The following is a 26,027-nucleotide window of genomic DNA, read 5'->3' as shown; positions in this document are numbered from 1 at the left end:
AACTTTAATAAGTGGGGGTATACAAAACCCCACTTATTCTATAATCTTCATTTTTGAAAACGGATAATATACAAATTCCACTTTGCCTATTATGTTATCTTCTTCAATATAACCTAAGCCATTTCGACTATCTCTACTAAGTTCACGATTATCTCCCATTACAAATAATTTATTTGGCGGGATTTTTGTCTTTTGAAAGTTATAAAACACTTGCGTGTTATTGAATAAATCTTTATTTGTATACGTTTCTTCTTGCTTTTTATCATTCACATATACTGATCCATTCGTTATGTTAATTACGTCACCAGGAAGTCCTATTACTCGTTTTACATAATATTTCGACTCATCCTCTTCTTTTATAATGACGATTTCTCCGTGCTCTAAATTAGAAAAATGTACTGCTGCTTTATTTACAAATACGTAGTCTTCTTCATATAAAGTCGGTTGCATCGATTTCCCTTCCACTTTACATAAAGTAAAAGAATGATAGGCTACTACCAAAACAAACACGAAGAGTATGTATTTCCCCCAGCCTCTTTTAATCTCCTGCTTCATATCCATTCCCACCTTATTTAAACGCTTTTTAACTCAAAAAATAGATCACTGCACAATAAGCCTCCATGCAGTGATACTATTTTTACTGGGCCTTGTTCGGTTGTTCTACTGGGACTGGATTTCCACCCGCTCTTTTTGCTTTCAATTCAAAATACGCATCCAAAATCTCTTTACCAATCGCGGAATTAATTCCTGATTTGTCATCATTCACCCAAGGTACAACAACTGAAAAAGCAACTTCCGGATCAGCATCATATGGTGCATAACCGGCAAGAGTTAAATTATAACATTTTTTCCGGTTATAGTTTTCATCTCTTCCAATATCACTTTCTCCACCATATACAGTTTCAGCTGTTCCTGTTTTTCCAGCCGGTTTATACGGTAATCCTTTAAACGTTGCAGTACCTGTCCCATCAGTTTCTTGAAAAACTCTTCTAAATCCTTCTTTTACATGATTAATGTATGAAGTGTCCATATCCACTCGATTTAAAATAACTGGTTCAATAGAGCGTATAACTTTTCCAACATCCTCTGGTCTATGTGGTTGTTCTCTCACTTCTTGTACAATTTGTGGTTTCATTCGGTAACCGCCATTTGCAATTGTTGACATATATTGAGCAAGCTGTAGCGGCGTATATGTATCATACTGTCCAATCGCATAATCAAGTAAAAAACCAGGTATGTCATCCGTTCTACCCATTTGACCAATCGATTCATTCGGCAAGTCAATACCTGTTGGTACACCTAAGCCAAACTGTCTAAAGTAGTAACGCATTTTATTAAATGTCTCTTTTTTAATGTCTAACGGATTGTTTGGTACATAATTTATACCTGCCATTTTTAATGCTGTATTAAACATATAAACGTTTGATGAAACTTGTAAAGCTCTTAAATCATCAATATCTCCAAAGTCTTTCCACGATTTCTTTGGCTTAGTACTCCCTTTAAAATACATTGGTGCATCGAAGAAATGCGTATACGGCTTAATCGTTTCAGTTTGATATCCAGCTAATAACGTAGCCCCTTTCACAGTTGATCCTAACTCATAAGAACTTGTCATCGTTCCTAAAGCGAAGTCTTCTATTTGCATGCCGCCATCTTTATTTACAATTTTCTTGCCACCCATTGATAAAATTTGCCCGTTTTTCGGGTTCATCATTACAACGAATGCACGATCCATCATTGGCTCTGCCGAATGAAATGCTCGTAAATTCTTTTCAAGACTTTCCTCTACTTTTTTCTGTAACTCCATATCCACTGTTAACATTAAATTATTTCCGCTTTTTCCTTCAGTCACTTTTTCCGTCCGAATAATATTCCCTGCTTTATCCGTAATATTTTTAGACTGTTCTTTCGTTCCATGCAATGCATCTTCGTACTGTTTCTCGATATAACTCTTACCAATGCGATCATTTCGGTTATAATCACGTACTAAATAATAATCTAACTGCTCTCTTGGCAAGCCCTCATTTTCAGTAGAAACGCTACCAAGTATGGAACGAAGTATTTTATCATTTGGGTATTCACGTTCCCAATCCACTGTCGTATCCACTCCTGGCAAAATTGCCAATCTTTCACTTACGATTGCATATTCATTTTGACTTACATCTTTTTTAACAATTTGCGGCGTCATTTTATATCCCGCATTCATCCTACTTTTAATTGCTAGTACTTCTAGATCCTCTTTTGAAAGTTCACTTAATTCTTCTGGCGTAATTCTTTCACGGCGCAACTCTTCAACTTTTTTATCTAATTCTTTCCCCTCTATCTCTTGCTTCCTAAATGCACTCTCATCCTCTTTCGTTACTTTTTCTGCTGATCGTTTTTCATTTAACTGCATCCAAAAATCTTTTTTATCTGTTTCCGTCAGCTTATTTATATCTTCTGGCGACATTTCAATAAGTTTGGCTAAATTTCTTGCTACTTGTAAAACTTCTTTCGAATCTACTCCTTTCATTTTCGTATATGTAACGGTTCGTAGCGGTTTGTTATTTACAATCACTTGACCTTGCCGATCAAACATTTTCCCTCTAGGAACAGGAGTGCTTACCGTTACATCTTCCTTTTTGTTCACTTCATTTCTATACGTTTCTCCATCAATGATTTGTACTTTACCTAATTGAATTATAATAGCTGAAAATAAAAGAAAGACGATAAAAAATAGTACATTTAATCGAAAAGGAATATGAGTCTTTTTCTTTTTCGATTGTTTCTTCTGCTCCTTTTTCTGTCTCATTTCGCTCCCTCGCTTCATTCTATTAACATTTCTACATAGAACCATTATGTATCAAATTTATTTATATGATATATATAGAATTTTATATTAATTACTAAAGAAATAAAAGATTTAATTTTCAGTTTTTTGATTTTATAACCTATTTATTACCATTCCCCTTCATACGTCATAACATGAATTTTATTCAAACAAAAAACTGAGGTGTTCTCTATACACCTCAGTTTTCCATAAAAATAATAACTTATTTAACCAACGATACACCGTCAACAAATTCACCAATCTTATTTTGAAAAACAAAATCAAAGTTATATTCTTGCCCGGTTAACTCTTCATTTACTAAGATCGTTGTTGCTCCTATTTCCCTCTTTGCGATTTGCGGGAATGAAGCGACAGGTTGTACTTTTAATGACGTTCCCATAACGATAAGCACCTCTGTTTCATATAAACGTGTTATCGCATTTTGATATTGCGGCAGTGTATCTCCGTATAAAACAACGTCTGGATTTAAAATGAAATTACACTTCTGACAGCGAGGCACTTCATGATCAATCATATACTGCAAATCATATCCCGCTTTACACTTCGGACAATGTGCTGTTTGAAGTGTTCCATGTAAATCAATGACATGCTTACTACCGCCTAATTGATGTAAACCATCAATATTTTGCGTTAAAATCGTAATATCTTTCCCTTGTTCTTCTAATTCAGCTAAAAAGCGATGCCCACGATTTGGTTTATATTGATGAAACGTATTAATTTGAAAGATTTCTTTATAATGCTTCCAAAATTCTTTCGGACTTCTATTATAATATCCCCTTGATAAATACATCTCCACATTCGCATCAGCATACAATCCATTTGCTGAACGAAAATCTGGGATACCACTTTCCGTACTTGCTCCTGCACCTGTTAACACCGTAATTTTCTTCGCTTTTTCTAAAATTAAACGTACTTCTTCAAATTGCACAAAAATCACCTCTATGTATTTTCCTATACTTATTATACCAGTTGTTTACAGTAGGTGTTGTACAATTCATTTTACTTACTTCATTGCATGAATTCCCCCCCAACTCTTTTGGGTGTAATTCAAGTTTCAAAGATAACTACTATTCAATTAAAATAAATTTATTTAATTTTAATTCTGCAAACTGGCATAAAACCTTTCAAAAATTCAAACCAACTTTAAGAATATAACGATTTTTAAATTCGTTTAGAAATCAACCAGAAGGCTGCTCTTCTTCATAGATAGACTTAGATATTTATAGACTACTCGGAGCCTCTTAAGTTATACTTGTATAATATAAAAAATTAACAAGGGGTAATATTAACATTATGAAAGAAAAAAACGAACTTGTTCAAAGTATTCCTCAAACAGGATTTTTTGGGCATCCAAAAGGATTATTCTCTTTATTCTTTACTGAGTTTTGGGAAAGATTTTCTCATTACGGAATGAGAGCTATTTTACTGTATTATATGTACTATTCGGTCGCAAAAGGTGGATTAGGAATTGAACAATCTACCGCAACCTCGATAATGGCAATTTACGGTTCCTTACTGTTCATGTCTAGTATTATTGGTGGATGGATATCGGATCGTTTATTTGGTCCAAGTAAAACCGTATTCTATGGTGGCATTTTAATTATGATTGGCCATATTATTTTAGCTTTACCGGGTAGTAAAAGTGCGTTATTTATCTCTATGGTCTTCTTAGTTCTAGGAACAGGGCTGTTAAAGCCTAACATATCGAACATCGTAGGAAGTTTATACAGTGAAACAGATGCGCGTCGTGACTCCGGGTTCAGTATATTCTACATGGGTATTAACTTAGGTGCTTTACTTGCACCTTTAGTTGTCGGAACATTAGGTCAGCAATATAATTTCCACCTTGGTTTTGGAGTTGCGGCAATTGGTATGGCAATTGGCTTAGGGGTATTTGTTGGAACAAAACAGAAAAACCTTGGTCTAGTCGGTACGCAAGTACCTAATCCATTATCAGATTCGGAAAGAAAAAAGACTATTAAGTATTTCAGTGTTGGTCTGGTTGTATTAACATTGCTAGGTGTGGTTACAATTCCAACTGGGTTGTTAACTATAAATCGTTTTACATTCCTGATTAGCATCTTAGGGATTGTTATTCCAGCCTATTATTTCATTTATATGTATCGTAGTCCTAAAACAACAAAAGTAGAACAATCTCGTCTTCTTGCGTATATACCACTCTTTATTGCAGCTACAATATTTTGGTCTATACAAGAACAAGGTGCTATTATCTTAGCGACATACGCGGATCAACGAACTCAATTACAGTTCAATGGAATTACATTGCATTCCGCTTGGTTCCAATCATTAAGTCCAATCTTTATCGTAACGCTTGCCCCGATTTTTGCATGGATTTGGATAAAGTTAGGCAAGAAGCAACCTTCAACGGCAAAAAAATTCGCCATTGGATTGCTATTTGCAGGTTTATCATTCTTAGTTATGATTATTCCGGCTTTAATCAACGGTACTCACTCTTTAGTGAATCCTATGTGGTTAGTCCTTAGCTTCTTTTTAATTGTAATTGGAGAAGTTTGTTTATCTCCTTCAGGGTTATCAATAACGACGAAGCTGGCTCCAGCTGCTTTCTCTTCACAAACAATGAGCTTATGGTTCTTATCAACTGCGTCTGCGCAAGCAATAAATGCCCAAGTTGTTAAACTGTATAATCCTGCAACAGAAGCAATTTACTTTGGGATTATTGGTGCTATCTCCATTTTAGTTAGCATCCTGCTGTTTGCATTATCATCAAAAATCCAAAATTTCATGAAGGGACTTCAATAACGGTCTCTTATTGAAATGAACAAATATAAGTTTCTATGTAAAGAGTAGCCAAACGGGTTACTCTTTTTTGTAAAAGTTAGATAAATATTGCATTCTTACCGTACTTATATTTAAATTTACCAGTTTGTACAATTAACAATTCCGTTTATGTTAGACTGCTCCTGTTACAACAACCTCCCCTTTTTGCATCTTCATACAAATACAAAAAGAGGGCCACATCAGCCCTCTTTAATCTACTGTTATTTAATGCGTCGTACCCCCAATTTCAACAATATCCACCTCAACTGTCGTCGTTACCGCAACTGCCAATTCTATCCCTTTGCTAATAGTAGAAAGAGACATACTCGCTTGCCCTGGATAATTACTCGCTTGTTCTGGTAAAAACGGAATATGAATAAATCCGCCTTTTATTTCCTTATCATGTTTCACTAGTTCATGCATGAGACCGTAGAATAAGTGATTACAAACGAATGTACCTGCTGTTTGTGAAACTGAAGCTGGTATCCCTTCTTCTTGTAGCTTTTTTACAATTGCTTTCATCGGAAGTGTAGACCAATAGGCAGCTGGCCCTTCTTCTACAACAGGTACATCTACGGGCTGATTCCCTTCATTGTCAGCAATTCTTGCATCATCAACGTTAATTGCGACACGCTCTATCGTAATATCTGATCTGCCCCCAGCTTGTCCGATACATATAATCATTTCTGGGTTTAGTTCTTCTATATACTCTTTTAAAACTTGAATTGATTTATGAAATACAGTTGGTACTTGTTTACTAATAATCTTGTATTCTCCGATTGTTTTTTCGTGCAAACTTTTTGCTACTTCCCAAGCTGGGTTGATGCTTTCTCCGCCGAATGGATCAAATCCTGTTAGTAATACTGTTTTCATAGTTTTTCCTCCCAATTAGAAACGATATACAAGGCCGTACATAATAAACATATTTATGATAAAGATTGAAAGAGCAATTGGTACTTGCGCTTTAATAACTGCATTTTTATCTTTTAACTCTAAAAGCATTGCCGGAACGATATTAAAGTTTGCTGCCATTGGAGTAAGTAGCGTTCCGCAATATCCAGCAAACATACCGAGTGCTGCCATAATTGCCGGATTTCCTCCATGCATTTGTACAATTAAAGGTAAACCAATTCCGCCAGTAATTACGGCAAACGCTGCGAATGCATTTCCCATTACGACTGTAAAGAGCATCATCCCTAAACAATACGCCATAACAGCTACAAACGGATACTCTGTCGGTAACACTTGTCCGACTAAATCAGAAACGACTTGTCCAACGCCAGATTTCGCGAAAATACCGCCAAGTGCCGCTAACATCTGTGGTAATATAACAGCCCAGCCGACAGCTTGTAATAGTCTACTTCCTTCTTGAACAGGCGTTGTTATTTTCGATTTTGTAATACGCATCGCTGCAACGAATGCAAGTAGTGCCCCAAGTGCTAATGCAACTAATGTTACTTTATCTGGATCAACAAGGGAAACATTTCCCCATTTGATTTTGCCTAACATTAACGTACCGATAATTGTAAAAATAGGAATTAATAGTGCAGGCATAAAAATTTTATTTTTTAATTTCTCAGCATGTTTTACACGTTCTTGTACTGGTACTTCTTTCTCCTCTGACTTAGTTACTTTGTTTAATGAAGCTAACACGACCATAGCAAGTACGATACAGCCAACATAAAACGAAGGAATTACATTTCCGAATAAAAAGGTAACTGCAAATAACGCCCAAAACAAGCTAGAACCCCATCGGTTTGGATGTTCACGATCAAATGCAATACGAACAGCGATAAAGGCCACGATTATACCTAATACATAATAAATTGTATCCATTGTGATGATGTTCATTTTATATTGCCTCCTTCTCTTCTTTTTCTTTTGATGTCATCGTTTTCTCTATATATTTATCAAATCTTCTAAATCTGATCCAGCTCACAATAAGCGCTGATATTGCAGTTGGAATGCCCCAAAGCGCCATATCCCACACACCGACATGCATACCTACTGAATCGAAGAATCCTTTCATTAATAAAATCGCACCTGTCGCGATAAATATATCCTCTCCGAAAAACCAAGCTGTATTTTCCGCAGCTGCTGCGTTTGCTTTAATTTTTTCTCTTAACTTTTCAGGTAACTTACCATATTTACCTTGCGCAGCCCCTTCTGCCATCGGTGCAACAAGCGGTCTTACTGTTTGTGCATGACCACCAATATTCAATCCAAGTGCTGCTGATGATTCTCTTATCGTAAAATATGACATTAATACTCTTCCAGTTGTTGCTCCTTTTGATTTCGTTATAAGTGCTTCTGCTCTTTCTTTTAAACCGTAACGCTCTAAAATTCCGATTACCGGTAAAGTTAGTATAATTGGCATAGACATATATCTATTTTCTATGAAAAATTTACCGAACATGCTGATCACATCATAAAAGCTTAATCCTGAAACCATACCAGTAACAATACCTGCGACCATAACTACTAATAGTGTATTTAATCTAAATAAAAAGCCCACTGCAACAAGTAATATCCCGATTAATTTAATCATTCCAGCACTTCCCCCTATTCTTTATCCCGCTTTAACGGGCAGTAAAACTCCCACCTCAAAATTCGACTAAGTCAAAAAAATTTAGATGGGAAGTCAACTGCCCGTAAATGCCCGATTGGTTCAACTAATAATCAGCATGGGATGAACCTCCCCACTGATTAAAGTTTCACTTTATTTCGGTGCACAAATTGAAACACCATTAAGTTCGAATGTTCTGTATATTTCCCTCGCAAATTGAACCGCTTTCTCTCCATCGCCGTGTAAACAAATCGTTTGTGCTTGAACTGTCACTTTCTCTCCATTCACCGCTCTTACAAAGCCTTCTTTCACCATTTGAAGCACTTGCTTTATCGCTTCGTCTTCATTTTTTATGAGCGCATTTTCTTCTGTCCGGCTCGTTAATGTCCCATCTTGCTTATACGTACGATCAGCAAAAGCTTCTTGTATGAGGGTTATATTGTATTTTTCCGCAGCCTGTATAAACGCCTCACTATTTGCTAATCCGTAAAGTAATAGATTGGGATTACTATGATAAATCGCCTTTGCGATTGCATCTGCAATTTCCGGATTAGTCGCCGCCATATTATATAGAGCACCGTGTGGTTTTACATGATGCATTTTCCCGCCTGCTACTTTCACAAAAGCGTCTAATGCACCAATTTGATACAATACATAGTCGTATACTTCATTTGGTGAAACGTTCATATTTCTTCTTCCAAATCCAATTAAATCAGGAAAACCAGGATGCGCACCAATTGCTACGTTGTGCTGGAGTGCCTTTTCGACCGTTTTCCTCATTACAGTCGGATCACCCGCATGAAAACCACAAGCAACGTTTATAGAGGAAACGAACGGAAGAATTTCATCATCATTCCCCATTTTATAAGCTCCAAAACTCTCTCCTAAATCACAGTTTAAATCGATTGTCGTCACGATATTTCCCTCCTAATGTCAGCCTCGTAAAGCGATGAATTTCTTTAATAGATTCATATTTATTTCTTGTTCTATGTACAATTGTTCCGCTTCTTCCAGCGTAATTTTCTCAAAAGAAACGTAGTCCCCCGGTTTTAATTGAGCAAGAAGTGGTAAATCTACTGAAATAATATTTCCCATTCTCGGATAGCCACCTGTCGTTTGTCTATCTGCCATTAATATAATCGGCTGTCCACCATTTGGAACTTGAATGGTCCCAAATGTAACGGGACTCGATAAAATCTCGTTTTCTTCCACTCTATTTAAAACTTCTCCCTCAACTCTATAGCCCATACGGTCAGCGTAATTAGATACTTTATACTCTCTCGTAAAAAATGCCTGTTTACTTTCTTCTGTAAATTGATCATATTCAAAATCAGTTATGACGCGAAGCTTAGGATATTTCTTATACTTTGGCAGTACACTGCTGCTAATTGCCCATTTCGTTTTAACTTGCTCACTCTTTTGTAAGTCTTGAATGAAGCGACTTGCTAATTCTGCGTGCGTACCAATTTGAAAATAATCCCCTTTTTTCAGCATTCTTCCTTCAATCCCACCAATCGCAGCACGTATGTAAGTACTTTTGCTTCCCATTGTAAGATCAATATGTATGCCACCTGCAAAAGTCACATACGCTCTACAACCACTTTTCACTTTTCCAAGGCAAAGCATGCTACCTTCTTCCGCTAAAATGGGACGCCATAATGGAATACGCTCCCCATTCAATAACGGCTCCATATCCGCTCCGCCAATCGCAAGTAAAGTCGTTTTCTTTATTAACAATTTAGGCCCCATGATCGTCATTTCGAGTCCCGCTTCATTCTCATCATTACCGACTAACATATTGATCATCCTAAGTGCACTTTGATCCATAGCCCCGCCAACTGGTACACCGTATTGTTGATAATGAGACCGCCCTAAATCTTGGACTGTTGTAAACATCCCTGCATGTAAAACCTCTACATCCATTTTTTAGCCCCCTCAAGTGATACGTACTCTTCCTTCGTTATTGGGATAAATCGTAAATACATACCGCTTTGGATATAGGTTGGTGTTTCTTCTTCTGGATTAAATAAGGAGATTGGGGTTCGGCCAATAATATTCCATCCTCCTGGTGTTTCAAGCGGATATATACCTGTTTGATTTCCGCCAATACCTACCGAACCAGGAGATATTTGCAATCTTGGCGTTTCTTTTCTAGGTGTTTCTAGTTCTTTTGATAGCCCTCCTAAATACGGAAATCCTGGTGTAAAACCTAACATATACACAAAATATGTTGTTTCACTATGTATACGAATGACATCTTCTACCTGTAATCCTCTATAATGCGCGACCTCTTCTAAATCAGGTCCATATTCTCCCCCGTAGCAAACAGGTATAGAAATATGTTTCACATCTTGGTTCACATCTTCTTTATACGAATCACACAACTCTTTTATATATTGACAAACGTAATGATACGGCCCTTCACTTCTCCCATTTCGCTTCCATACTTCGTATACATTGTAGTAGACCGCTAATGAAGTGAAAGACGGCACACACTCAACCATTCCTGTAAATGGGTGCCGTCTCAACGCTTGAAATAATCGCTGCACTTTTTCGTATGTCTCCATCCCCATTTCTTCACCAAATGTAACAATAATTGCTTGATCCCCTAACGCAAAAAATTTCATCCCACTCCCTCTTTCTATGCCAAAAAGCCGAGTTCTTTCGAAATGCGATGTGCTGTTTCTTTCACCTTCGCAATAAAATATGAAATGTTACTTTCGCTGTACTCAATTGCTAATCCCGAAATACTAATCCCTGCTACAACCGCTCCATCACTTGCAAAAATGGGAGCTGCTATAGCGGCTGTATGATTTTCTAACTCAGAATAGCTAATTGTGTGTCCTTCCTGTTTCGCCATTTGTAACACTTCTAGCAATTGCTCCTTATCCACAATTGTTCCATCCGCAAACTGTTTTAAATCCGTTTCCTCTATGTATTTCCTTTTCTCTTCCTCAGAGAAATACGATAGTAAAATTCTCGGACATGCACCCGCATAAAGTGGAGCTCTTCTACCAACCGCTGTATACACGCGTACAGGCTGAGCCCCTTCCATCTTTTCCACATAAATCGCATCATTACCATCTTGAATAATTAAATTAACTGCCTGCCCTAAATTATCTCTAAGCTCTTTCATATAGGGAATCGCAATATTTCTTACGGATAATCTTTGTGAAACAAGTTGTCCGAAGCGTAAAAAAACGACCCCGAGACAATATTTCCCCTTCTCGTTTTTTTGTAAAAACTCCATTTCTTCTAACGAGCCAATTAAACGATAAACAGATGTTTTCGGCATACTCGTAAGCTGGACCATCTCTGTTAAACTTAGCTCTTCATGCTCATAAAACAACTCTAAAATATCCATTGTCTTAACTGCCGTTTTATTTATACTCATTCTATCTCCTTCTTGTTCCGAATTTCGGAACTTTAATTCCGTATTTCGAAACAAATGTATAATTTAAAATTATAAAATATTCTTTCAATTCTATCAATATTTTTTTCAAGCTCATGATCCGATATATTTGTCAGTAACTTAAAAAACGTAAATAAAAAGTACGGGAGTTTAGATTTGAAATGAAATTTGGCCAACTTTCATTCACAACACTAATATAAAAGAAAATATAAAGAGCATGTATTGATTAATACATGCTCTTCTCCTAGTTATTCAAAATATTCTTTTTTAGCATGAATGATTGTTCCTTCGTACAACTAACAAGTCTATTAGTGACATATTACTTATTTTTCAAAATCGTTCTTTTAGCTTTTTTAATAATTCTACTAGTTGATTTTATGTCAGTATCCTTTGCCCATTCTTCACACAGGTTCATTACCCAATCTGGTTTCGTTTTACTTGCATCATTTAACCAGTTTCCAACCGAATCTTGTACATATTTTGATGGATCTGATTTAAGTAAATTAAGAATGGGAAGTGCTTTTTCAGGTTCTTGTTTTAATACTTCAATATGTTTACTCCATACACCTCGAGGACGAATAGATTCTACAGAGAACCTACGAATATTCTCATCCTCACTTTTTGCCCATTCTACTAACAATTCCACACTTTCTTCTATATTTTGTGAAAGATCTTCTCTAATAGACATCCAAGCAATTTCTCGAACACCAAAATGATGATCCGCCGCAAAAGGTCGAATGTACGTTAATGTATCTTTTAATGTGTTATTTGATTTTTTATTCATAAATGCTGCCCAACATCGTACACTATCTGAAATATGATCAGATAATTTTAACAGTATGTCTTCCTTGTTTCCTTCATACTCTTTGAGTATAATTTCATCCAATAAAGTTCCTGTTATTCGAATGGCTTTCATTCCTGTTTCAACGTTCTGTTTTTCTAATTCAGCTTCTATACATTCCAAGCTATTCTTGAGCCCTATTGAAGGTAAGACATTTTTAAGTAGTTCAATATGATTTATAGCTAGCCATTCTGTTAGATTTACACTTTCTACTTTCCCTTGCTGTAGTAATTGTAAGACCTCTTTAGGAATTTCGTTTACTTTCCTGGCTCCTTTCCTGTTTAAGATAACTTCTGCTTCTTTCATTATCATTTAAATTCCCTCCTTGCAATACTATCTTCAAATAAACAGAGGCCATTTTGAAAAATAATAATCAAAATGACCTCTGTCTTTCTTAAATGAACATTCAGTTTTACAAAAAATGTGATTTAAATCCACCGGAAGAATATTTCTCCCATACTTATTTTATAACGCTCTTACTTGTTTCAACGGCCAGAAAACAGCTTGTCCTTTTCCGACAATCTCATCTTCTGAAATAAATCCAAACATACGACCGTCTTTCGAAACTTCACGATTATCTCCTAAAACAAACACTTGGCCTTCTGGCACTTTCGTTTTTCCTGTAATTTGTTCTAACGTAAAGTCTGGAGTTAATACACGGCCTGCTGCTTTTTCTTTAAACTCTTTTAAATACGGTTCTTCCATCGCTTTTCCATTTACATATAACACATCGTTTTTATACTCAACTGTATCGCCTGGTACACCAATTACTCGTTTTACTAAATCGTATCCTTCTTTACCGTGGAACACGATAATATCAAAGCGATCTAATCCACTTATACTATAACCGATCTTATTCACAAGAACTCGTTCGTTATTTTCTAAAGTTGGCATCATCGATTCACCTTGTACTAATGAAGGTGTAAATAAAACACCGCGAATAATAGCGATTAATACTAGTGTAAATCCTATCGTTTTAGCCCATGAGAATAATTCTTTCTTCGTATTTTCCTTCATCGTTTCTCCTCTTTCTTACGTGTTTATTGTATGATTTGAACTAATTCTTGCACTAAATTAGGATCAATTTCAGAAAAACATGATTTCCCTTCTCTTACCGCTGTACCGACATGCGCTTGCGTAATTCCAGTTTCATCTAGCAATCGCTTTATATTTTCTTTCGTCACGCCAGCTCCAGCAACAAGTTGAATTTGACCTTCGCTTACCTTTTGCATTTCTGCAAGCACCGGAATATTCTCTACTATATTTCCTTGTCCACCTGAAGTTAACACGTGAGTCACTTTATGAAACTTCTTTAAAATTCTCATCGCTTCTACTGGATTTTCTATGTCATCTATCGCACGGTGGTACGTTACATTTATTCCATCTACAACAGATAGTAAATCCGCTAATTTCTCTTCATCCACTTCATTTTGTTCGTTTAATACGCCTAATACAACACCAGCTGCACCTAACTTCTGCGCGATGATGATATCTTCCTTCATCATTTCAATTTCTTCTTCCGTATATGTAAAAGACTTCGCATGCGGACGAATCATCACGTGAATCGGTATATGTACTGCTTCTACCGCTTTTTTAATAAATGCAAAACTCGGCGTTAAACCGCCTTCTGTATAAGATGAAATTAATTCAATTCGCTTCCCGCCAGCTCGTTCAATTCGTTTCACATCTTCTAAACATGTTGCAATAACCTCTAGCATGAGATGACCTCTTTTCGTGCTTTTTTCTTATTATAACATTAGTAAAAATAAGAAACCTAGCTTTCTCCTATAAAACTGTAAAAAGAAGAATGAAAAGAAAGATTTTTTCACTACTAACATCTATTGATAATTTTATATTCTACCAAAAAAGAGTGACCCCTAGCACTTCTGACTAAGTATCACTCCTTCTTATTTTACAAAAATACAAGGTTTCCCCTATATACTTTAATTATTTGTCTTAGTTACTCCATTATAATAGTGGCTAAATGCTTCTACTAATGCATCAACTGACGCATACAATTCTTCTGGTGTATTATCTACCCCTCCCATTTCAATAAGTAATGCATTGGGAGAAAGATCTTGATTATATACTCCGTTCCCGCTTTTACGATCTTTAATAAAAATCCCTCGGCTTAAACCGTAATACTTCTCGTCTAAATATGAATTTATTGCCGTTACTATTTTTTTATTTTTTTCAAAGTTAGGATTTTCTCGTCCTAAAATAAAATAAAGTCGAGCATAATTCTTTCCGTTAATATTTTTTGTTGTAATATTCTTTCGTGCATCATCTCTATGAAGGTCCATTGGAAACATAATATTTTTATCCTGTGCCAATTTATCTTGTAATATTTGACGGGACCCTTTATAAGATTGGGCCCAATTTAAATTTTTATTTCGCAAAAAATCCCTCATATTTGTCGTATCATGTGAAACACCTATTCCTTTTTCTTCTAACTTTTGTTTTAAATAGTTTCCAACAAACGTAATATTCACTTCATTATTTGTACTGGAAGCATCATCAGGTATCGAAGCTCCTGGGATAAGAGGAATAAACGCTTCCCAACTATGTGTATGATAAATAAAGACTTTATTTTCACCGTTATTTTGTGTATTCGAATTTTCACCAGTAGAATTGTTTTCTTTCCCACTCTTTGGGTGTTCAATAGCAGTACCTTTATCTTTAATGTTCTCTAAAGGAACACTGGATTCTTCCGGAATGTTCGTATAATCAGTTCCTTCCCCAGCAATTAATATTTCCGAATAAAATTGATTCATATTAGGAAGTTCCCTGGTTAATAAACTTCGAAGATCATTTACATTAATGTTTGTAGAAAGTGACAGTAAAAAAGATTCCAAAGACGCTCGTCCTTTTTCTTTATGAAATTCTTCTGCAAAATAACGATTTTCACTTCCTATCATATACATAAGACCTTTAGTAGAATTCGTTCCTAATAACTGATTCATATAAAATGATTTAAATACGCTTGAATTACTAGAAATGAAGAATGAAGTGAGGATACATATAATAGTGAATAAAATACATATCATTACATATCTTACATTTAATACTTTCAGTTTAATTTTATTCATTTTATATCTCCCTTCATTTACTATATTCTTACGCATAATTTTTAAGTAATATGATTACTAATTTAATAGAATTGCCTCAACTACTATGTTTTCATTTAAGCTCTTTCCGTAAAGCAAATGAAGTTAAAGTTGCCGTGCGCAAATATTATCAAAGATTTTAAAAGAAATTAAATAACCTGAGTCTATATAAATATAGAACTCAGGTTATTTCATACTGTTTACTCGATAGGAGGCACTGTATTTTGATGGACTTTTTTATCTTCCATGTCAATGCCTAATTGGTCTTTCAATAACTTCATACCTTTTTGGGTAAGATGAACAGCCCGATTTTTATCCGTTTTTGTAATCCATTCCTGTTCAAAAAATAGTTTTGCTATTGCAGATCCTAACCAACCAGAAATATGGTAGCGTCGTTCACTCCAATCAAGACAAGGCTTTGCAAATACCCTTCTCTTTATATTTGCCGTTTCAATATTTATCCCAAAATTCAGAAACCATTGTTTACCTTGTTCCGTTACAATGTATTCTCCTTCCTTTAAAATTATAAATTCCCTATGTAGTAATTTTTCAGTTATCTCTACACCGAGTCTGCCTGCAAGATGATCATAACAAGTTCGAGCATAACGAATTCGTTTTAGTTGATCCGATTGTTTTAAAGAACGAACTTGGACTGTTGGTGCAATTGTTCCTAACTTTTCAAGAACTTCTGCTACCTCTTGATTAGCAAGTCGATAATAACGATGTCTACCATGTTGTTCAACTGTAAGTAGATTCCCCTCTACTAATTTAGAAAGATGAGAACTAATCGTTGGATGTGACACTTTTGCCTTATATGCCAATTCGCTAGCAGGTAGTGCCTGATTGTTCATTAAACAATCTAAGATAATTGCTCTTGTAGGTTCAGCAATTAGTTTAGCTATATATGAGATATTCGGATATACATTCATATTTCGATGATACCCTAACTGTTAAATTGATACAATTATTTTAAGTTTAATAGTAAAGGAGAATGTATTATGAATGCAATTGATCTTAGTATATTAAATTTGAAAGAAACGAGAAGGCGCTCAGAAAAATTATGGAATTCTCTTCCCGATAATCTTCTTAATTGGAAGCCTGATCATGAGGCCATGTCCTTCGGTGAGATGATTCGTCACGTTTGGACCTCAACTTTTTATTATCATATGATTTTAAAAAACAAAGGCTCAATACATGACATACATATCCCGTATGATGACGAGCCAATTACTTGTGTAAAAAAAGAAATTGAATTGGCACAATCATACTTTACTGACTTTATAGAATATGTTCAATCCATAAGCATTGCTGAGCTAGATTCAACCCTTATTGATCGAAGCGATGTTGGCTATCAAAGATATTTAGGCGACATGCTATTACGAATTGCCTATCATGATGCGGTCCATGCAGGTCAATTTTTACAATATTTACGCATGGTAAACTTGGAAAGACCTTTAATTTGGGATTAAATTCAGTAATTATTTACAAAGGTTCCAAACTGGCATTACATTGAAATGTTTTCCTTCAAGCAACATTCACCAAATCATGATAATCATTTAAATTAAAACGCTACATTTCAAATATGGAATAATTCTGTGGTTATAGAAGCTTAAGAAATAAATTGAGCTTTCATCAAACTCTCTAGACTCCATGTATCAAATAATATTATTGATCCATCTGTTTCTTGGAGCTTTGTAAAATTCTTTCGCAATCATGAGTTCATCTTTTCTTGCTGATGATTCAATGACTAGTGCTATACGGTCTTTCATGTGTTACTCCTTCTTTCGATTAGTTTTCGAGATTATACTCTAAAAACCGATTTATACAATATACTTTGATCATACAGAACAATCCTATCTAGTATCTTACTTAATCCTAAGAAATTCCTTAAGTTTGAAATTAACTGTAAAAAATCAGGACTTCCATATGGATATATGAATTCACTTAAGTACCGTATCTCTGGATAATCACATCATCTAAATGAGAGATACAAAATTTCCTTAAACAAAAAACTAGAGAAAAAGAATTCTCTAGTTTTTTGTTACTACTATGAAGTAGTAGGACAAGGTAATTACTATTTTACCAGAATTTTACATGTGGTTCAATGAGTTTTCTAGGGAAATTACTAATTTACCCATATACGTCTGTATGAGGTGATTTGCATTAGTTGGTGGATAATGTACCTACTTTATTATTAATTATGTTAAATTCGTGTCCAACCTTCTCAAAAATATTTAGGATCTCGTCAACTTGGTCATCTGTATGGGTAGCCATAAATGATGTACGTAGTAATTCGGTCCCTTCTGGTACTGCTGGGGAGATAACTGGGTTTGTAAATAAACCATTCTGCATTAAGCCTCGCCAATACGAAAATGCTTTTTCGGTGTCTCTTATAATAATTGGTATAATAGGCGTTTCTGTTTCACCTATATCGAAACCTAATCTTGTTAATTCACCGCACACTTTGTTAGTGATTTGCATTAATCTTTCGCGTCTTTCAGGCTCAGTTTCCATAATATCCACTGCTTTTATTGTGGCAGCTACGCTAGATGGAGTCATACTCGCACTAAAGATCATACTTCTTCCGTTATGCTGAATAAAATCGATAATGTCAGCATCTCCAACAACAAATCCTCCTAAACTACCAAAAGATTTACTAAATGTACCAGTGATAAGGTCAATATCAGATTCAACACCGAAATGCTCACATGTACCACGGCCATTTTCACCAAGTACTCCGATACCATGCGCATCATCCACTAATAAACGTGCACCATATTTTTTTTTCAATTGTACGATTTCCTTGAGCTTTGCAAGGTCACCTTCCATACTGAATACCCCATCAACGATAATTAGTTTACCTGCGTTTTCAGGACAACTTTTAAGTTGTCTTTCAAGGTCTTCCATATCATTATGACGGAAGCGTTTCATTTTCCCATAACCTAGACGTATACCGTCCACAATAGAAGCATGAACTGTTCGGTCTATAATTGCGTAATCGTTTCGTCCTAGCAGAGGGGCAATTGCTCCTAAATTCGTCTGAAATCCTGTTGAAAACACCAATGCCCTATCTCTTCTTAAAAATTTTGCTAGACGTGACTCTAATTCTTCATGAATAGATAAAGTTCCGTTTAAAAGCCTAGAACCAGATGAAGAAGTACCGTATCTTGTAGCTGCTTCCACAGCTGCCTCTATTAAGCGGGGATCGTTAGATAATCCTAAATAATCATTAGAACCCACCATCAATAACTTATTGGAATTCACAACTATCTCTGTCCCGAATTTATCTTGTATATTTTGAAAATAAGGATACATATCATTTGCTCGTAATCCTTTTATGAAATCGTAATCATAACACTTTTTAAATATGTCCATTGTTATCCTCCATTTATGCCTGCTAACCTACATTTTTTAATTGCTTTTTCCATTTTCTCTAAAAAAAGATTAAAAAACTAAGTTAACAGGCTACTTTATTATAAAGAATTTTTATGTTCGATCTTTTGGGGTTTACTCTTCATTATTCTTAGCGAGATGCTGTAACAGACCAAAAAGGCACTTAAAATATAAAGGGCGATTGATACATTAAACATGTCTGCAAAGAAGCCACCGAATATTGGCCCAATCATCATTCCGACTGAATACGCAACATTAAATACGGAAAAGGCAGTAGCATATGCTCCTCCACCTAGGCGGTCAACGGAATTTGCTAGTTCCGGTAATGTAGGTGTTAAAACCAAACCAGCCGCTGCCCCTAAAAAGAATAGTACAACCCCTTCTAATACCAAGGTGTTAGGGATTGTTACGAAAGGTAAGCATGCAGCCAAAATGAGTAAACCTATCATCATAATACGGAATGTCCCACTTTTATCTGATAACCAACCAGCTATTGGGCTTGCTAACCCATATGCAAGAGTTGTAATCCCAAACAGAAAACCTATATGTACTGTACTTGCACCTAGATTTTCCATGAGATAAATAGGTAAGGTTGGTTCAAGGATACTGATTGCTGAAGACCCAAGTAAAACAACACCGAATATTTTTAGAACTTCAAAGTCCTTAAATATTTTCACGATGTCTACACTACTTGCTTCTTTATCTTTTGGTGGATCTTCTAGTAAAAACATCCTTGCTAAACCATCTAATAAAGCAATACCCGCTGCAAGTAGAAAAGGTAATTGATAGCCTCCCCATTCATATAACAATCCACCAACAGGAGCGCCTAAAAGCGTTCCAGCAGACATGAAAGTAATTACGGTACCTAAAGCCTTCCCTCTTTTATTAGCTGGATATAAATCAGTAATAAGGGCTAAACCAGCCGTCCATGTGGCAGCAGCAGCAATCCCCTGTAATAACCTTGCGAGAATCAGTATGTACATGTTATTTGCAAAGGCGAACATTAAAGTACTCGCTATTAGTACTACCATTCCCCATAGCATAGAACCTCGTCTCCCGTACTTATCAGAAACAACTCCTAAAATCGGGGTGAAAACTATAAAAGTGAAAGCATAACAACTTATCAAAATTCCAACAGTAGTCTGCGAAGCTCCAAATTTAGAAACATATAACGGTACGATAGGAACCACTAAACTATATAAAAGCATATCTATAAATACCGCCATAGCGATTACAAGCAAACCAGTTAGTGGATTTTTTTTCAGCCTTTGAAACTTTGTCACTCAGAATTATCCTCCTTCTCATTTATTTTTTGGAAATAATTGAAGTTTTTGACTCGTCTGAAAATTATGATATGACAACATGGTATTATCTGTCAATTACTTCTAGTTAATTAATTAGAAAAATGTAATATACCCCTCAATGTTATTGTGTTTAAGACTTTTATTTAGTGTAATTGTTAATCTTACAACCTACTTTTCGTGAAACATTAGTAAACTTTTTTATTTGAATAAATCCAACTTGACGAAATTTTCTCGCAGTGATAGCATAAATTCTGGAATTAAATTTCCGTTTTTTTACAAACAGCATACTATTAAGTATTCCCAGTGTCGTTAGTACCAATCAGTTTTAATCACTAATCAACTATTTACGGAGGGAATTTCATGTTAAACAAAGTAAAATTAGCAGCAAAAGTTGCTTGGTTCAAAGTTTCAAATCAATATGCAGATAGCTCCAAAGATTACGATAAAGCTAGTGATGATTATGATTCTTTCTTTTCTAGTATTATGGGACAACATTCACTAGGTTTACTAAATAAAATGGATATACAACCTGGGCAACACGTATTGGAACTGGCATGTGGAACAGGTTTTATTACTGAGGAAGTAGCTAATCGACTAAACGGTGTAGGGACTATTTCCACTGTCGATCAATCTGCTGGTATGCTAAATGTCGCACGAGGTAAGATATCTAAATATTCTGGACTAGAAGTAAATATGCACCAAGGTGATATGGTGGAATTTTTAAAACAAATCCCTAGTTCAAGTATCGATACAGTGGTGTGCGGTTGGGCTATTTGCTATACGAATCCAACTATTTTTCTTAAAGAGATTCATCGAGTTCTAAAGCCTAATGGCCAAGTTGGAATTATAGAAACAAGATGTGATTCTGAGGAAATTCTGATGAAGGCATTTGATCAAGTTCTTAATAATCATCCTGAATATTTGCAACGTTATATTAGTATAAACTTGCCAATAGATTCTCTTGTTCTTCAAAAATGGTTTACTAAAGGTAGCTTAAATACAATTGACCGCTGGGAAGGAGAACAAATTCTACCTTGTGAAACTGCTGAAGAGGCGATGGAATGGGTTTTCCGTTCTGGTGCCGCAGCTGGCTTTTTAGATGTACTAGATAGAGATAAAGAAGAAGAGATTTTACAAAAAATCACTGACCAAATTAATGTTTTTATTCAACAGGGCAATGAATTTAAATTAAGTCATACATTTGTTGCAGGTATAGCATCTAAAGGTAGCGGTGTATGAAAGGCGGAAGATAAGTAAATGAGCAATGGAAAACTCCATTATATAAACAACTTGAAAGCTTTTCTTGCTATTTTAGTTGTCTTGTTTCATACAAGTAGCGCCTATGGTGGAGCTGGAGGATGGTATTATATAGAGCCATCGGATGATGCCATCTCCATATCGATACTTACTCTAATAAACGCGCTATGCCAAAGCTTTTTTATGGGTCTCTTCTTTTTTATCGCAGCATATTTCTCACCAAGGTCTTATGACAATAAAGGCTTTTCAAAATTTTTGAGAGATAGAGTTCCTAAACTACTTATCCCTGCTTTTGTTTACTTCTTTGTGCTAAACCCCATAAGTATCAATCTTGTAAAAAAACAAAGTTATCTCTCATCTCTAGGATTTTATAATTTATGGTTTGTAATGGCTTTATTCTACTTTACTGTGGCATATGCAATTATCAGAAAGACTACGACAATAAAAATGCCGCAGAATAGTTTCCCCGGCATAAATAAAATATTCTTTTTCATTTTATTTATGGGTATCTGTAACTTTATTGTTCGATTACTCTTTCCGACTGATCGATTATACATACATGACTTCACACTGGGGTATTTCCCTCAATACATAGCATTATTTATAATTGGAGTCATTGCATACAGGAATAACTGGCTGAATCAAATAAGTGAAAGAACGGCATCGATCTATTTTAGAATTTCAATAGTTTCTTTCATAACAATGCCTATTGTATTCCTCTTTAATGAAGGGAACGTAGATAACTTCTACGGTGGGGTTACTCTAGAATCGCTGTATTATTCTTTTTGGGAACCATTTACTTTTGTAGGCATAATATTAAAGTTGCTAGTTCTGTTTAAGAAGAAATTGAACTTTACTACTCCCTTACTTAGTACAATTAGCCGTTCTAGTTATTCTATATATATAATTCAGGGACCTATTATTGTTGCGTTACAACTTATGTCTAGTACGCTTGAAATGAATATTATTTTGAAAACGATTTATGTTACAAGTTTGACGTTTGCTTTATCACTTGGGATAAGTGTTTTATTACTCCGGATTCCTAAGGTAAACAAGATTATATAATTCACATCATTATTAAGGAATAATAAAAACTAATTTTTTAGGAGGAAAGAATGAGATATTTAAAACCGTTTTTCTTTGTAACTGATATTGGGTTTATTATTTATTGGCTAGTTACTATGTTCCACCTTATCCCCGAAAGTTGGGCATTTAAGGATTATGATAATCCAATCATCGTAGCATGGAATTGGTCGTTTTTCCCTCTGGATATATTAATCTCTATTACCGGCCTAACCAGCATATACCTATATAACAAGAAACGTTCTTCTTGGAGTTCCCTTGCTTTAATATCGCTCATTTTAACATTTTGTTCTGGTCTGCAAGCTATTGCATTTTGGGCTTATAGCAATGATTTTGATGTCACTTGGTGGATATTTAATGGATATTTGCTTATCTATCCATTGTTTTTCCTTAAAACTGTTATTTCTCCAAAACAAGAAGATAATTTCTTACAGTTTACAAACAATCACAAAATGTAATACCTATAATCCGCTAGAAAAATGGATTAATAAAAGAGGAGCAGATATAACTGCTCCTCCTTTTATGTATGTATTGGACAATTGAAACTTATTGTTGCTGAAATAAGAAACCAGATGCAATAAATGCATCTGGTTTTATAAATTATACTAGGCCACTACTGGCAGTTGTAGTAACAAGCGTCCATAGAATATAGTCTAAAATTCCATATCTTTATCATGTATTCTTTGGTCAAGTTTTTCTAAGTCTCCTAATGTTAACTCTTCCCTATTAACTAGCTCTATTTCTTTTTCAAAATCACCTAATTTAAAGGAAAACCGCTTTTTTTCTTTATCAATTTTGTAAAAGACGTTGAAATTTTTATTCCTGCTATACGATAGTTCCTTATACCCTTCAGTTGGAGTGGTATTGTAGTTAATATTGTTATAGAAATTAGATAATTATACGTATAAATTATCATCTAAGGTTAATTCGTTTATGTTGTTCCATGCTAGATGTTTCGTTTTATGTAGGTATGCTTCTATATCTCTTTTTCTAAGTTTCACCTCCTAGTAATCCTTATCATGTCTTCTACAACTAAAAACTGCGTCATCTTCAGTATTTTGTAACATCTTCAATAAAAGCCCTTTAGTTATTCGTTCCATTGTAATTTATCCCCTATCACTTATTATTTTGAATAATTTTGAATACTGGACTACTATATACTATCTTCCCAGTACGAACATTTAGTTGATTCTATCACTTTAGTCGGACTTATGAAATTAACATAACGAATCAAGCAAATCATAAAGGTTCTATTCACAAAATTGACCGATTTGTCATTCTATCCTTTGATCCATTCGTTTAAGGGGTCAATCACCTTATTGTCAGAAATTCAAAAAAGTCATTGTATGAAAATAAGGGGCATTTCGCTAAAGAATGCATTTAGGATGGCAAACAAATAAAAAGCACATGTTCGATTAGTAACCAAACATGTGCTTTCAAAACAACTATATTACCCATAAACAATAAAATGTAAGTTTAAAATAATTACGACCGAAACGCCGCATCCGCTAATATAGACAGTGTTGCATCATCCATCGGCGGATTATGCAATCCTGCTCTGACGTTTAAATAGTAGCGATGAAGCGGATTTTTTTCTGATAAACTTTTTGCTCCTACGATGCGCATTGCTTTATCTACAATAGATATTGCCGCATTCGTTACGGCGTATTTCACTGCTGCTAATTCGGCTTGCAATGATAGTTTATCCTCTGCCTCATCGTACTTTTTCGCAATTTGATATAAAAAGACGCGAGCTTGCATAAGCTCAAGTTCTAATTCTCCAACTAATCTTCTAACATTCGGCAATAAACTAATAGAATGATTTAAACTATTTGGCTTGTATGATCCCGCAAACTGAACTGCATAATTTCTTGCTGCTTGTGCAATTCCTAAATAACATGCTGGTATATGTAGCAACCAGCCAATACCCTTTTGTTTTACTTTCCCGCCCAATACACTCGTAAAAAAGCGACTTTCTATCTCTACATTTTGTAAGACAAGGTCATGACTAGCAGTCCCTCGCATCGCAACGCTATCCCACGTTTCTTCAATGGATACACCGAGCGTATTTCTTGGAATGACAAACTCACCAACTTCTTCTCGGCCTTCCATACTTGCTGAAATAATAAAATAATCAAGTATTGGCGCCATCGTTGTAAAAGTTTTTCTTCCATTTATAACCCACTTCTCGCCTTGTTGAACCGCTATCGTTTCTGGCTTACCGCCACGCGTCGGACTCCCTGTTTTTGGCTCTGTTGCTGCCCGGTTAAAGAGTGCACCGTTACGCACTTCTTCGCAAAACCATTTGAACATCTCATCATTCCAAGAGCGATTTTCCGCTAATTCTTTCACAATACCAAGATGCCAGCCAATCGATAACGCCGTGGCCCCACAGCCTTCCGCGATTTTCTCTTGAAATAAAACGAAGTCATATAAAGAAATCGCACTACCACCAAATTCTTTCGGTAACGTTAATTTCGTATATCCGATATCTTTCAAATCACTTATATTTTCATACGGAAATGATCCTAATTCACTTAGTTGATGCTCCCTTTCCATGAACTTCGGAATCAATTTATTTATTTTTTCAATAATGAAAGATTGTTCTTCTGTTTCAACAAATGAGAGTGCCATACTATAATCTCCTTTATGTTCGATTCATCAACCGCTCACTTTTTCATTATGATTATATGAAGCTACCTCTCTATTGTTTCACTATTCCGATAAAAATACAATGTTTTTGATCAATAAGAAAAGTTCCTATTTTAAGATAGGTTCTTTTCTTATGTTAGTCTCCCTTCAATGCCTTTAATGGCAAAGAGGTTACATATCCAATATACGAGAATAATTCTTTAAAGAAGAATGGAATTTCTGTGTCTAACGTTTTATATGCTGATGTCGGCGTTGGTGAAGCATACGCTTCAATATTAATATGTTTTGCGATTCTCATTGCGCGTTTCATATGAAGTGGATCACTTACAATCGTGTATGTGCGTATTCCGTTCTCTATTCCAACTTCCTTCGCATTCTTTAAGTTTTCTTCAGTGAAAAGGGATTTTGTTTCAATTAAAATATCTTCGTCTTTTACACCTTGTTTCATTGCATATACTCTTGCAGTACGCGCTTCCTCAAGTTCTGCCTCGAACTTTGTACCACCTGTAAAAATAATCTTTTTAATGCTTCCGTTCTTATATAAAGAAATCGCATGATTAATTCTTTCTTTAAATACAGGAGATGGTTTTCCATTCCAAGAAGCTGCTCCTAATACGATACCAGCATCCGTTTTCACGCCATCATTTGTTTTAAAACGATAACTCCAAATATCGTAAGCTGCATAACTTACATATAAAATAGCAGAACAAATCATTAGTAAAAATACTTGAAAGATTCGTCTTTTCTTACTCTTCTTATTTTCTTTCATTTGTAATTGCCTCC

24 protein-coding genes are annotated in these 26,027 nt (G+C 35.2%); 5 read left to right on the top strand and 19 right to left on the bottom strand.

Going from position 1 to position 26,027, the window contains the following annotated elements:
- Positions 1-33 precede the first annotated feature (33 nt).
- The 3 genes from lepB (PDL00_RS24125) to PDL00_RS24115 form a co-directional block, all read right to left on the bottom strand.
- Positions 34-555: a signal peptidase I gene (gene lepB / locus PDL00_RS24125; RefSeq protein ID WP_270731585.1), complete on the bottom strand. Its 522-nt coding sequence runs from the start codon at positions 553-555 to the stop codon at positions 34-36.
- Between the two features lie 82 nt (positions 556-637).
- Complete coding sequence (locus tag PDL00_RS24120) at positions 638-2,791, bottom strand: peptidoglycan D,D-transpeptidase FtsI family protein (RefSeq protein WP_242251734.1); 2,154 nt, start codon at positions 2,789-2,791, stop codon at positions 638-640.
- Between the two features lie 241 nt (positions 2,792-3,032).
- On the bottom strand, positions 3,033-3,767 hold the full coding sequence (locus PDL00_RS24115; protein ID WP_270731582.1) for an NAD-dependent protein deacylase: 735 nt from the start codon (positions 3,765-3,767) through the stop codon (positions 3,033-3,035).
- 356 nt (positions 3,768-4,123) lie between these two features.
- Here PDL00_RS24115 and PDL00_RS24110 point away from each other — a divergent pair, with 356 nt between their 5' ends.
- Positions 4,124-5,611: a peptide MFS transporter gene (locus PDL00_RS24110; protein WP_270731580.1), complete on the top strand. Its 1,488-nt coding sequence runs from the start codon at positions 4,124-4,126 to the stop codon at positions 5,609-5,611.
- A 243-nt stretch (positions 5,612-5,854) separates the two neighbouring features.
- Here the strand turns inward: PDL00_RS24110 and pcp are convergent, their stop codons facing one another.
- The 12 genes from pcp to PDL00_RS24050 all read right to left on the bottom strand — a co-directional run bounded on the left by pcp (position 5,855) and on the right by PDL00_RS24050 (position 16,484).
- The gene (gene pcp / locus PDL00_RS24105; protein ID WP_270731576.1) at positions 5,855-6,502 is read right to left on the bottom strand and encodes a pyroglutamyl-peptidase I; all 648 of its coding nucleotides are present in this window, start codon (positions 6,500-6,502) and stop codon (positions 5,855-5,857) included.
- Between the two features lie 15 nt (positions 6,503-6,517).
- Positions 6,518-7,480 carry a DUF979 domain-containing protein gene (locus PDL00_RS24100; protein ID WP_270731573.1) on the bottom strand — a complete coding sequence of 321 codons (963 nt, stop codon included), beginning with the start codon at positions 7,478-7,480 and terminating at the stop codon, positions 6,518-6,520.
- Between the two features lies 1 nt (position 7,481).
- Positions 7,482-8,177, bottom strand: coding sequence for a DUF969 domain-containing protein (locus PDL00_RS24095; RefSeq protein ID WP_061676954.1), 696 nt, complete (start codon positions 8,175-8,177; stop codon positions 7,482-7,484).
- Positions 8,178-8,348: 171 nt separating this feature from the next.
- Positions 8,349-9,110: a 5-oxoprolinase subunit PxpA gene (gene pxpA / locus PDL00_RS24090; RefSeq protein ID WP_242251719.1), complete on the bottom strand. Its 762-nt coding sequence runs from the start codon at positions 9,108-9,110 to the stop codon at positions 8,349-8,351.
- A gap of 18 nt (positions 9,111-9,128) precedes the next feature.
- Positions 9,129-10,118: a biotin-dependent carboxyltransferase family protein gene (locus PDL00_RS24085; RefSeq protein ID WP_270731571.1), complete on the bottom strand. Its 990-nt coding sequence runs from the start codon at positions 10,116-10,118 to the stop codon at positions 9,129-9,131.
- Positions 10,109-10,822: a 5-oxoprolinase subunit PxpB gene (gene pxpB / locus PDL00_RS24080; protein ID WP_270731568.1), complete on the bottom strand. Its 714-nt coding sequence runs from the start codon at positions 10,820-10,822 to the stop codon at positions 10,109-10,111. Before pxpB ends, PDL00_RS24085 begins: the two co-directional genes overlap by 10 nt.
- Before the next feature lie 14 nt (positions 10,823-10,836).
- Positions 10,837-11,589 (bottom strand): IclR family transcriptional regulator, encoded by a 753-nt coding sequence (locus PDL00_RS24075; protein WP_270731566.1) that lies wholly within the window; start codon positions 11,587-11,589, stop codon positions 10,837-10,839.
- 337 nt (positions 11,590-11,926) lie between these two features.
- Complete coding sequence (locus PDL00_RS24070) at positions 11,927-12,760, bottom strand: DNA alkylation repair protein (RefSeq protein WP_242251701.1); 834 nt, start codon at positions 12,758-12,760, stop codon at positions 11,927-11,929.
- Positions 12,761-12,913: 153 nt separating this feature from the next.
- Positions 12,914-13,465, bottom strand: a complete 552-nt coding sequence (gene lepB / locus PDL00_RS24065) for a signal peptidase I (protein WP_000662492.1) — start codon at positions 13,463-13,465, stop codon at positions 12,914-12,916.
- Between the two features lie 23 nt (positions 13,466-13,488).
- Positions 13,489-14,166 carry a copper homeostasis protein CutC gene (locus PDL00_RS24060; RefSeq protein ID WP_270731563.1) on the bottom strand — a complete coding sequence of 226 codons (678 nt, stop codon included), beginning with the start codon at positions 14,164-14,166 and terminating at the stop codon, positions 13,489-13,491.
- A gap of 225 nt (positions 14,167-14,391) precedes the next feature.
- Positions 14,392-15,537 (bottom strand): stage II sporulation protein P, encoded by a 1,146-nt coding sequence (locus tag PDL00_RS24055; RefSeq protein WP_242251697.1) that lies wholly within the window; start codon positions 15,535-15,537, stop codon positions 14,392-14,394.
- 218 nt (positions 15,538-15,755) lie between these two features.
- Positions 15,756-16,484 carry an ArsR/SmtB family transcription factor gene (locus tag PDL00_RS24050; protein WP_242251696.1) on the bottom strand — a complete coding sequence of 243 codons (729 nt, stop codon included), beginning with the start codon at positions 16,482-16,484 and terminating at the stop codon, positions 15,756-15,758.
- A 69-nt stretch (positions 16,485-16,553) separates the two neighbouring features.
- On the opposite strand from PDL00_RS24050, the gene PDL00_RS24045 reads away from it, so the two are divergent.
- Positions 16,554-17,024: a DinB family protein gene (locus PDL00_RS24045; RefSeq protein ID WP_242251694.1), complete on the top strand. Its 471-nt coding sequence runs from the start codon at positions 16,554-16,556 to the stop codon at positions 17,022-17,024.
- Between the two features lie 694 nt (positions 17,025-17,718).
- Here the strand turns inward: PDL00_RS24045 and PDL00_RS24040 are convergent.
- The gene (locus PDL00_RS24040) at positions 17,719-18,930 is read right to left on the bottom strand and encodes an aminotransferase class I/II-fold pyridoxal phosphate-dependent enzyme (RefSeq protein ID WP_262742599.1); all 1,212 of its coding nucleotides are present in this window, start codon (positions 18,928-18,930) and stop codon (positions 17,719-17,721) included.
- A 98-nt stretch (positions 18,931-19,028) separates the two neighbouring features.
- Complete coding sequence (locus PDL00_RS24035) at positions 19,029-20,231, bottom strand: MFS transporter (RefSeq protein ID WP_242251690.1); 1,203 nt, start codon at positions 20,229-20,231, stop codon at positions 19,029-19,031.
- Between the two features lie 381 nt (positions 20,232-20,612).
- Between PDL00_RS24035 and PDL00_RS24030 the strand changes: the two genes are divergently transcribed.
- Genes PDL00_RS24030 through PDL00_RS24020 form a run of 3 tightly spaced genes read left to right on the top strand, consistent with a single transcriptional unit; the run spans position 20,613 to position 23,050 of the window.
- Positions 20,613-21,491 carry a class I SAM-dependent methyltransferase gene (locus PDL00_RS24030; protein ID WP_242251688.1) on the top strand — a complete coding sequence of 293 codons (879 nt, stop codon included), beginning with the start codon at positions 20,613-20,615 and terminating at the stop codon, positions 21,489-21,491.
- Positions 21,492-21,509: 18 nt separating this feature from the next.
- Entirely contained in the window at positions 21,510-22,574 is a 1,065-nt protein-coding gene (locus tag PDL00_RS24025; RefSeq protein WP_242251686.1) for an acyltransferase family protein, read from the top strand.
- Between the two features lie 50 nt (positions 22,575-22,624).
- Positions 22,625-23,050, top strand: a complete 426-nt coding sequence (locus PDL00_RS24020; protein WP_242251684.1) for a YvaD family protein — start codon at positions 22,625-22,627, stop codon at positions 23,048-23,050.
- A 1,027-nt stretch (positions 23,051-24,077) separates the two neighbouring features.
- On the opposite strand, the gene PDL00_RS24015 is transcribed toward PDL00_RS24020, so the two are convergent.
- On the bottom strand, positions 24,078-25,226 hold the full coding sequence (locus tag PDL00_RS24015; RefSeq protein ID WP_242251682.1) for an acyl-CoA dehydrogenase family protein: 1,149 nt from the start codon (positions 25,224-25,226) through the stop codon (positions 24,078-24,080).
- 154 nt (positions 25,227-25,380) lie between these two features.
- The gene (locus tag PDL00_RS24010; protein ID WP_242251680.1) at positions 25,381-26,013 is read right to left on the bottom strand and encodes a YdcF family protein; all 633 of its coding nucleotides are present in this window, start codon (positions 26,011-26,013) and stop codon (positions 25,381-25,383) included.
- Positions 26,014-26,027: the final 14 nt, after the last annotated feature.

The sequence above is a fragment of the Bacillus cereus group sp. TH152-1LC genome, assembly GCF_027710505.1.
Classification (GTDB): domain Bacteria; phylum Bacillota; class Bacilli; order Bacillales; family Bacillaceae_G; genus Bacillus_A; species Bacillus_A mobilis.
Note: the sequence above shows the minus strand (reverse complement) of the source record. Positions and strands in the feature narration are given on the sequence as shown.

Bases quoted from the DNA above. Each gene is read 5' to 3' on its own strand.
- lepB (WP_270731585.1), bottom strand. From the start codon at position 555: ATGAAGCAGGAGATTAAAAGAGGCTGGGGGAAATACATACTCTTCGTG.
- PDL00_RS24120 (WP_242251734.1), bottom strand. From the start codon at position 2,791: ATGAGACAGAAAAAGGAGCAGAAGAAACAATCGAAAAAGAAAAAGACT.
- PDL00_RS24110 (WP_270731580.1), top strand. From the start codon at position 4,124: ATGAAAGAAAAAAACGAACTTGTTCAAAGTATTCCTCAAACAGGATTT.
- pcp (WP_270731576.1), bottom strand. From the start codon at position 6,502: ATGAAAACAGTATTACTAACAGGATTTGATCCATTCGGCGGAGAAAGC.
- PDL00_RS24100 (WP_270731573.1), bottom strand. From the start codon at position 7,480: ATGAACATCATCACAATGGATACAATTTATTATGTATTAGGTATAATC.
- PDL00_RS24095 (WP_061676954.1), bottom strand. From the start codon at position 8,177: ATGATTAAATTAATCGGGATATTACTTGTTGCAGTGGGCTTTTTATTT.
- PDL00_RS24085 (WP_270731571.1), bottom strand. From the start codon at position 10,118: ATGGATGTAGAGGTTTTACATGCAGGGATGTTTACAACAGTCCAAGAT.
- pxpB (WP_270731568.1), bottom strand. From the start codon at position 10,822: ATGAAATTTTTTGCGTTAGGGGATCAAGCAATTATTGTTACATTTGGT.
- PDL00_RS24075 (WP_270731566.1), bottom strand. From the start codon at position 11,589: ATGAGTATAAATAAAACGGCAGTTAAGACAATGGATATTTTAGAGTTG.
- PDL00_RS24070 (WP_242251701.1), bottom strand. From the start codon at position 12,760: ATGATAATGAAAGAAGCAGAAGTTATCTTAAACAGGAAAGGAGCCAGG.
- lepB (WP_000662492.1), bottom strand. From the start codon at position 13,465: ATGAAGGAAAATACGAAGAAAGAATTATTCTCATGGGCTAAAACGATA.
- PDL00_RS24060 (WP_270731563.1), bottom strand. From the start codon at position 14,166: ATGCTAGAGGTTATTGCAACATGTTTAGAAGATGTGAAACGAATTGAA.
- PDL00_RS24055 (WP_242251697.1), bottom strand. From the start codon at position 15,537: ATGAATAAAATTAAACTGAAAGTATTAAATGTAAGATATGTAATGATA.
- PDL00_RS24050 (WP_242251696.1), bottom strand. From the start codon at position 16,484: ATGAATGTATATCCGAATATCTCATATATAGCTAAACTAATTGCTGAA.
- PDL00_RS24045 (WP_242251694.1), top strand. From the start codon at position 16,554: ATGAATGCAATTGATCTTAGTATATTAAATTTGAAAGAAACGAGAAGG.
- PDL00_RS24040 (WP_262742599.1), bottom strand. From the start codon at position 18,930: ATGGACATATTTAAAAAGTGTTATGATTACGATTTCATAAAAGGATTA.
- PDL00_RS24030 (WP_242251688.1), top strand. From the start codon at position 20,613: ATGTTAAACAAAGTAAAATTAGCAGCAAAAGTTGCTTGGTTCAAAGTT.
- PDL00_RS24025 (WP_242251686.1), top strand. From the start codon at position 21,510: ATGAGCAATGGAAAACTCCATTATATAAACAACTTGAAAGCTTTTCTT.
- PDL00_RS24020 (WP_242251684.1), top strand. From the start codon at position 22,625: ATGAGATATTTAAAACCGTTTTTCTTTGTAACTGATATTGGGTTTATT.
- PDL00_RS24015 (WP_242251682.1), bottom strand. From the start codon at position 25,226: ATGGCACTCTCATTTGTTGAAACAGAAGAACAATCTTTCATTATTGAA.
- PDL00_RS24010 (WP_242251680.1), bottom strand. From the start codon at position 26,013: ATGAAAGAAAATAAGAAGAGTAAGAAAAGACGAATCTTTCAAGTATTT.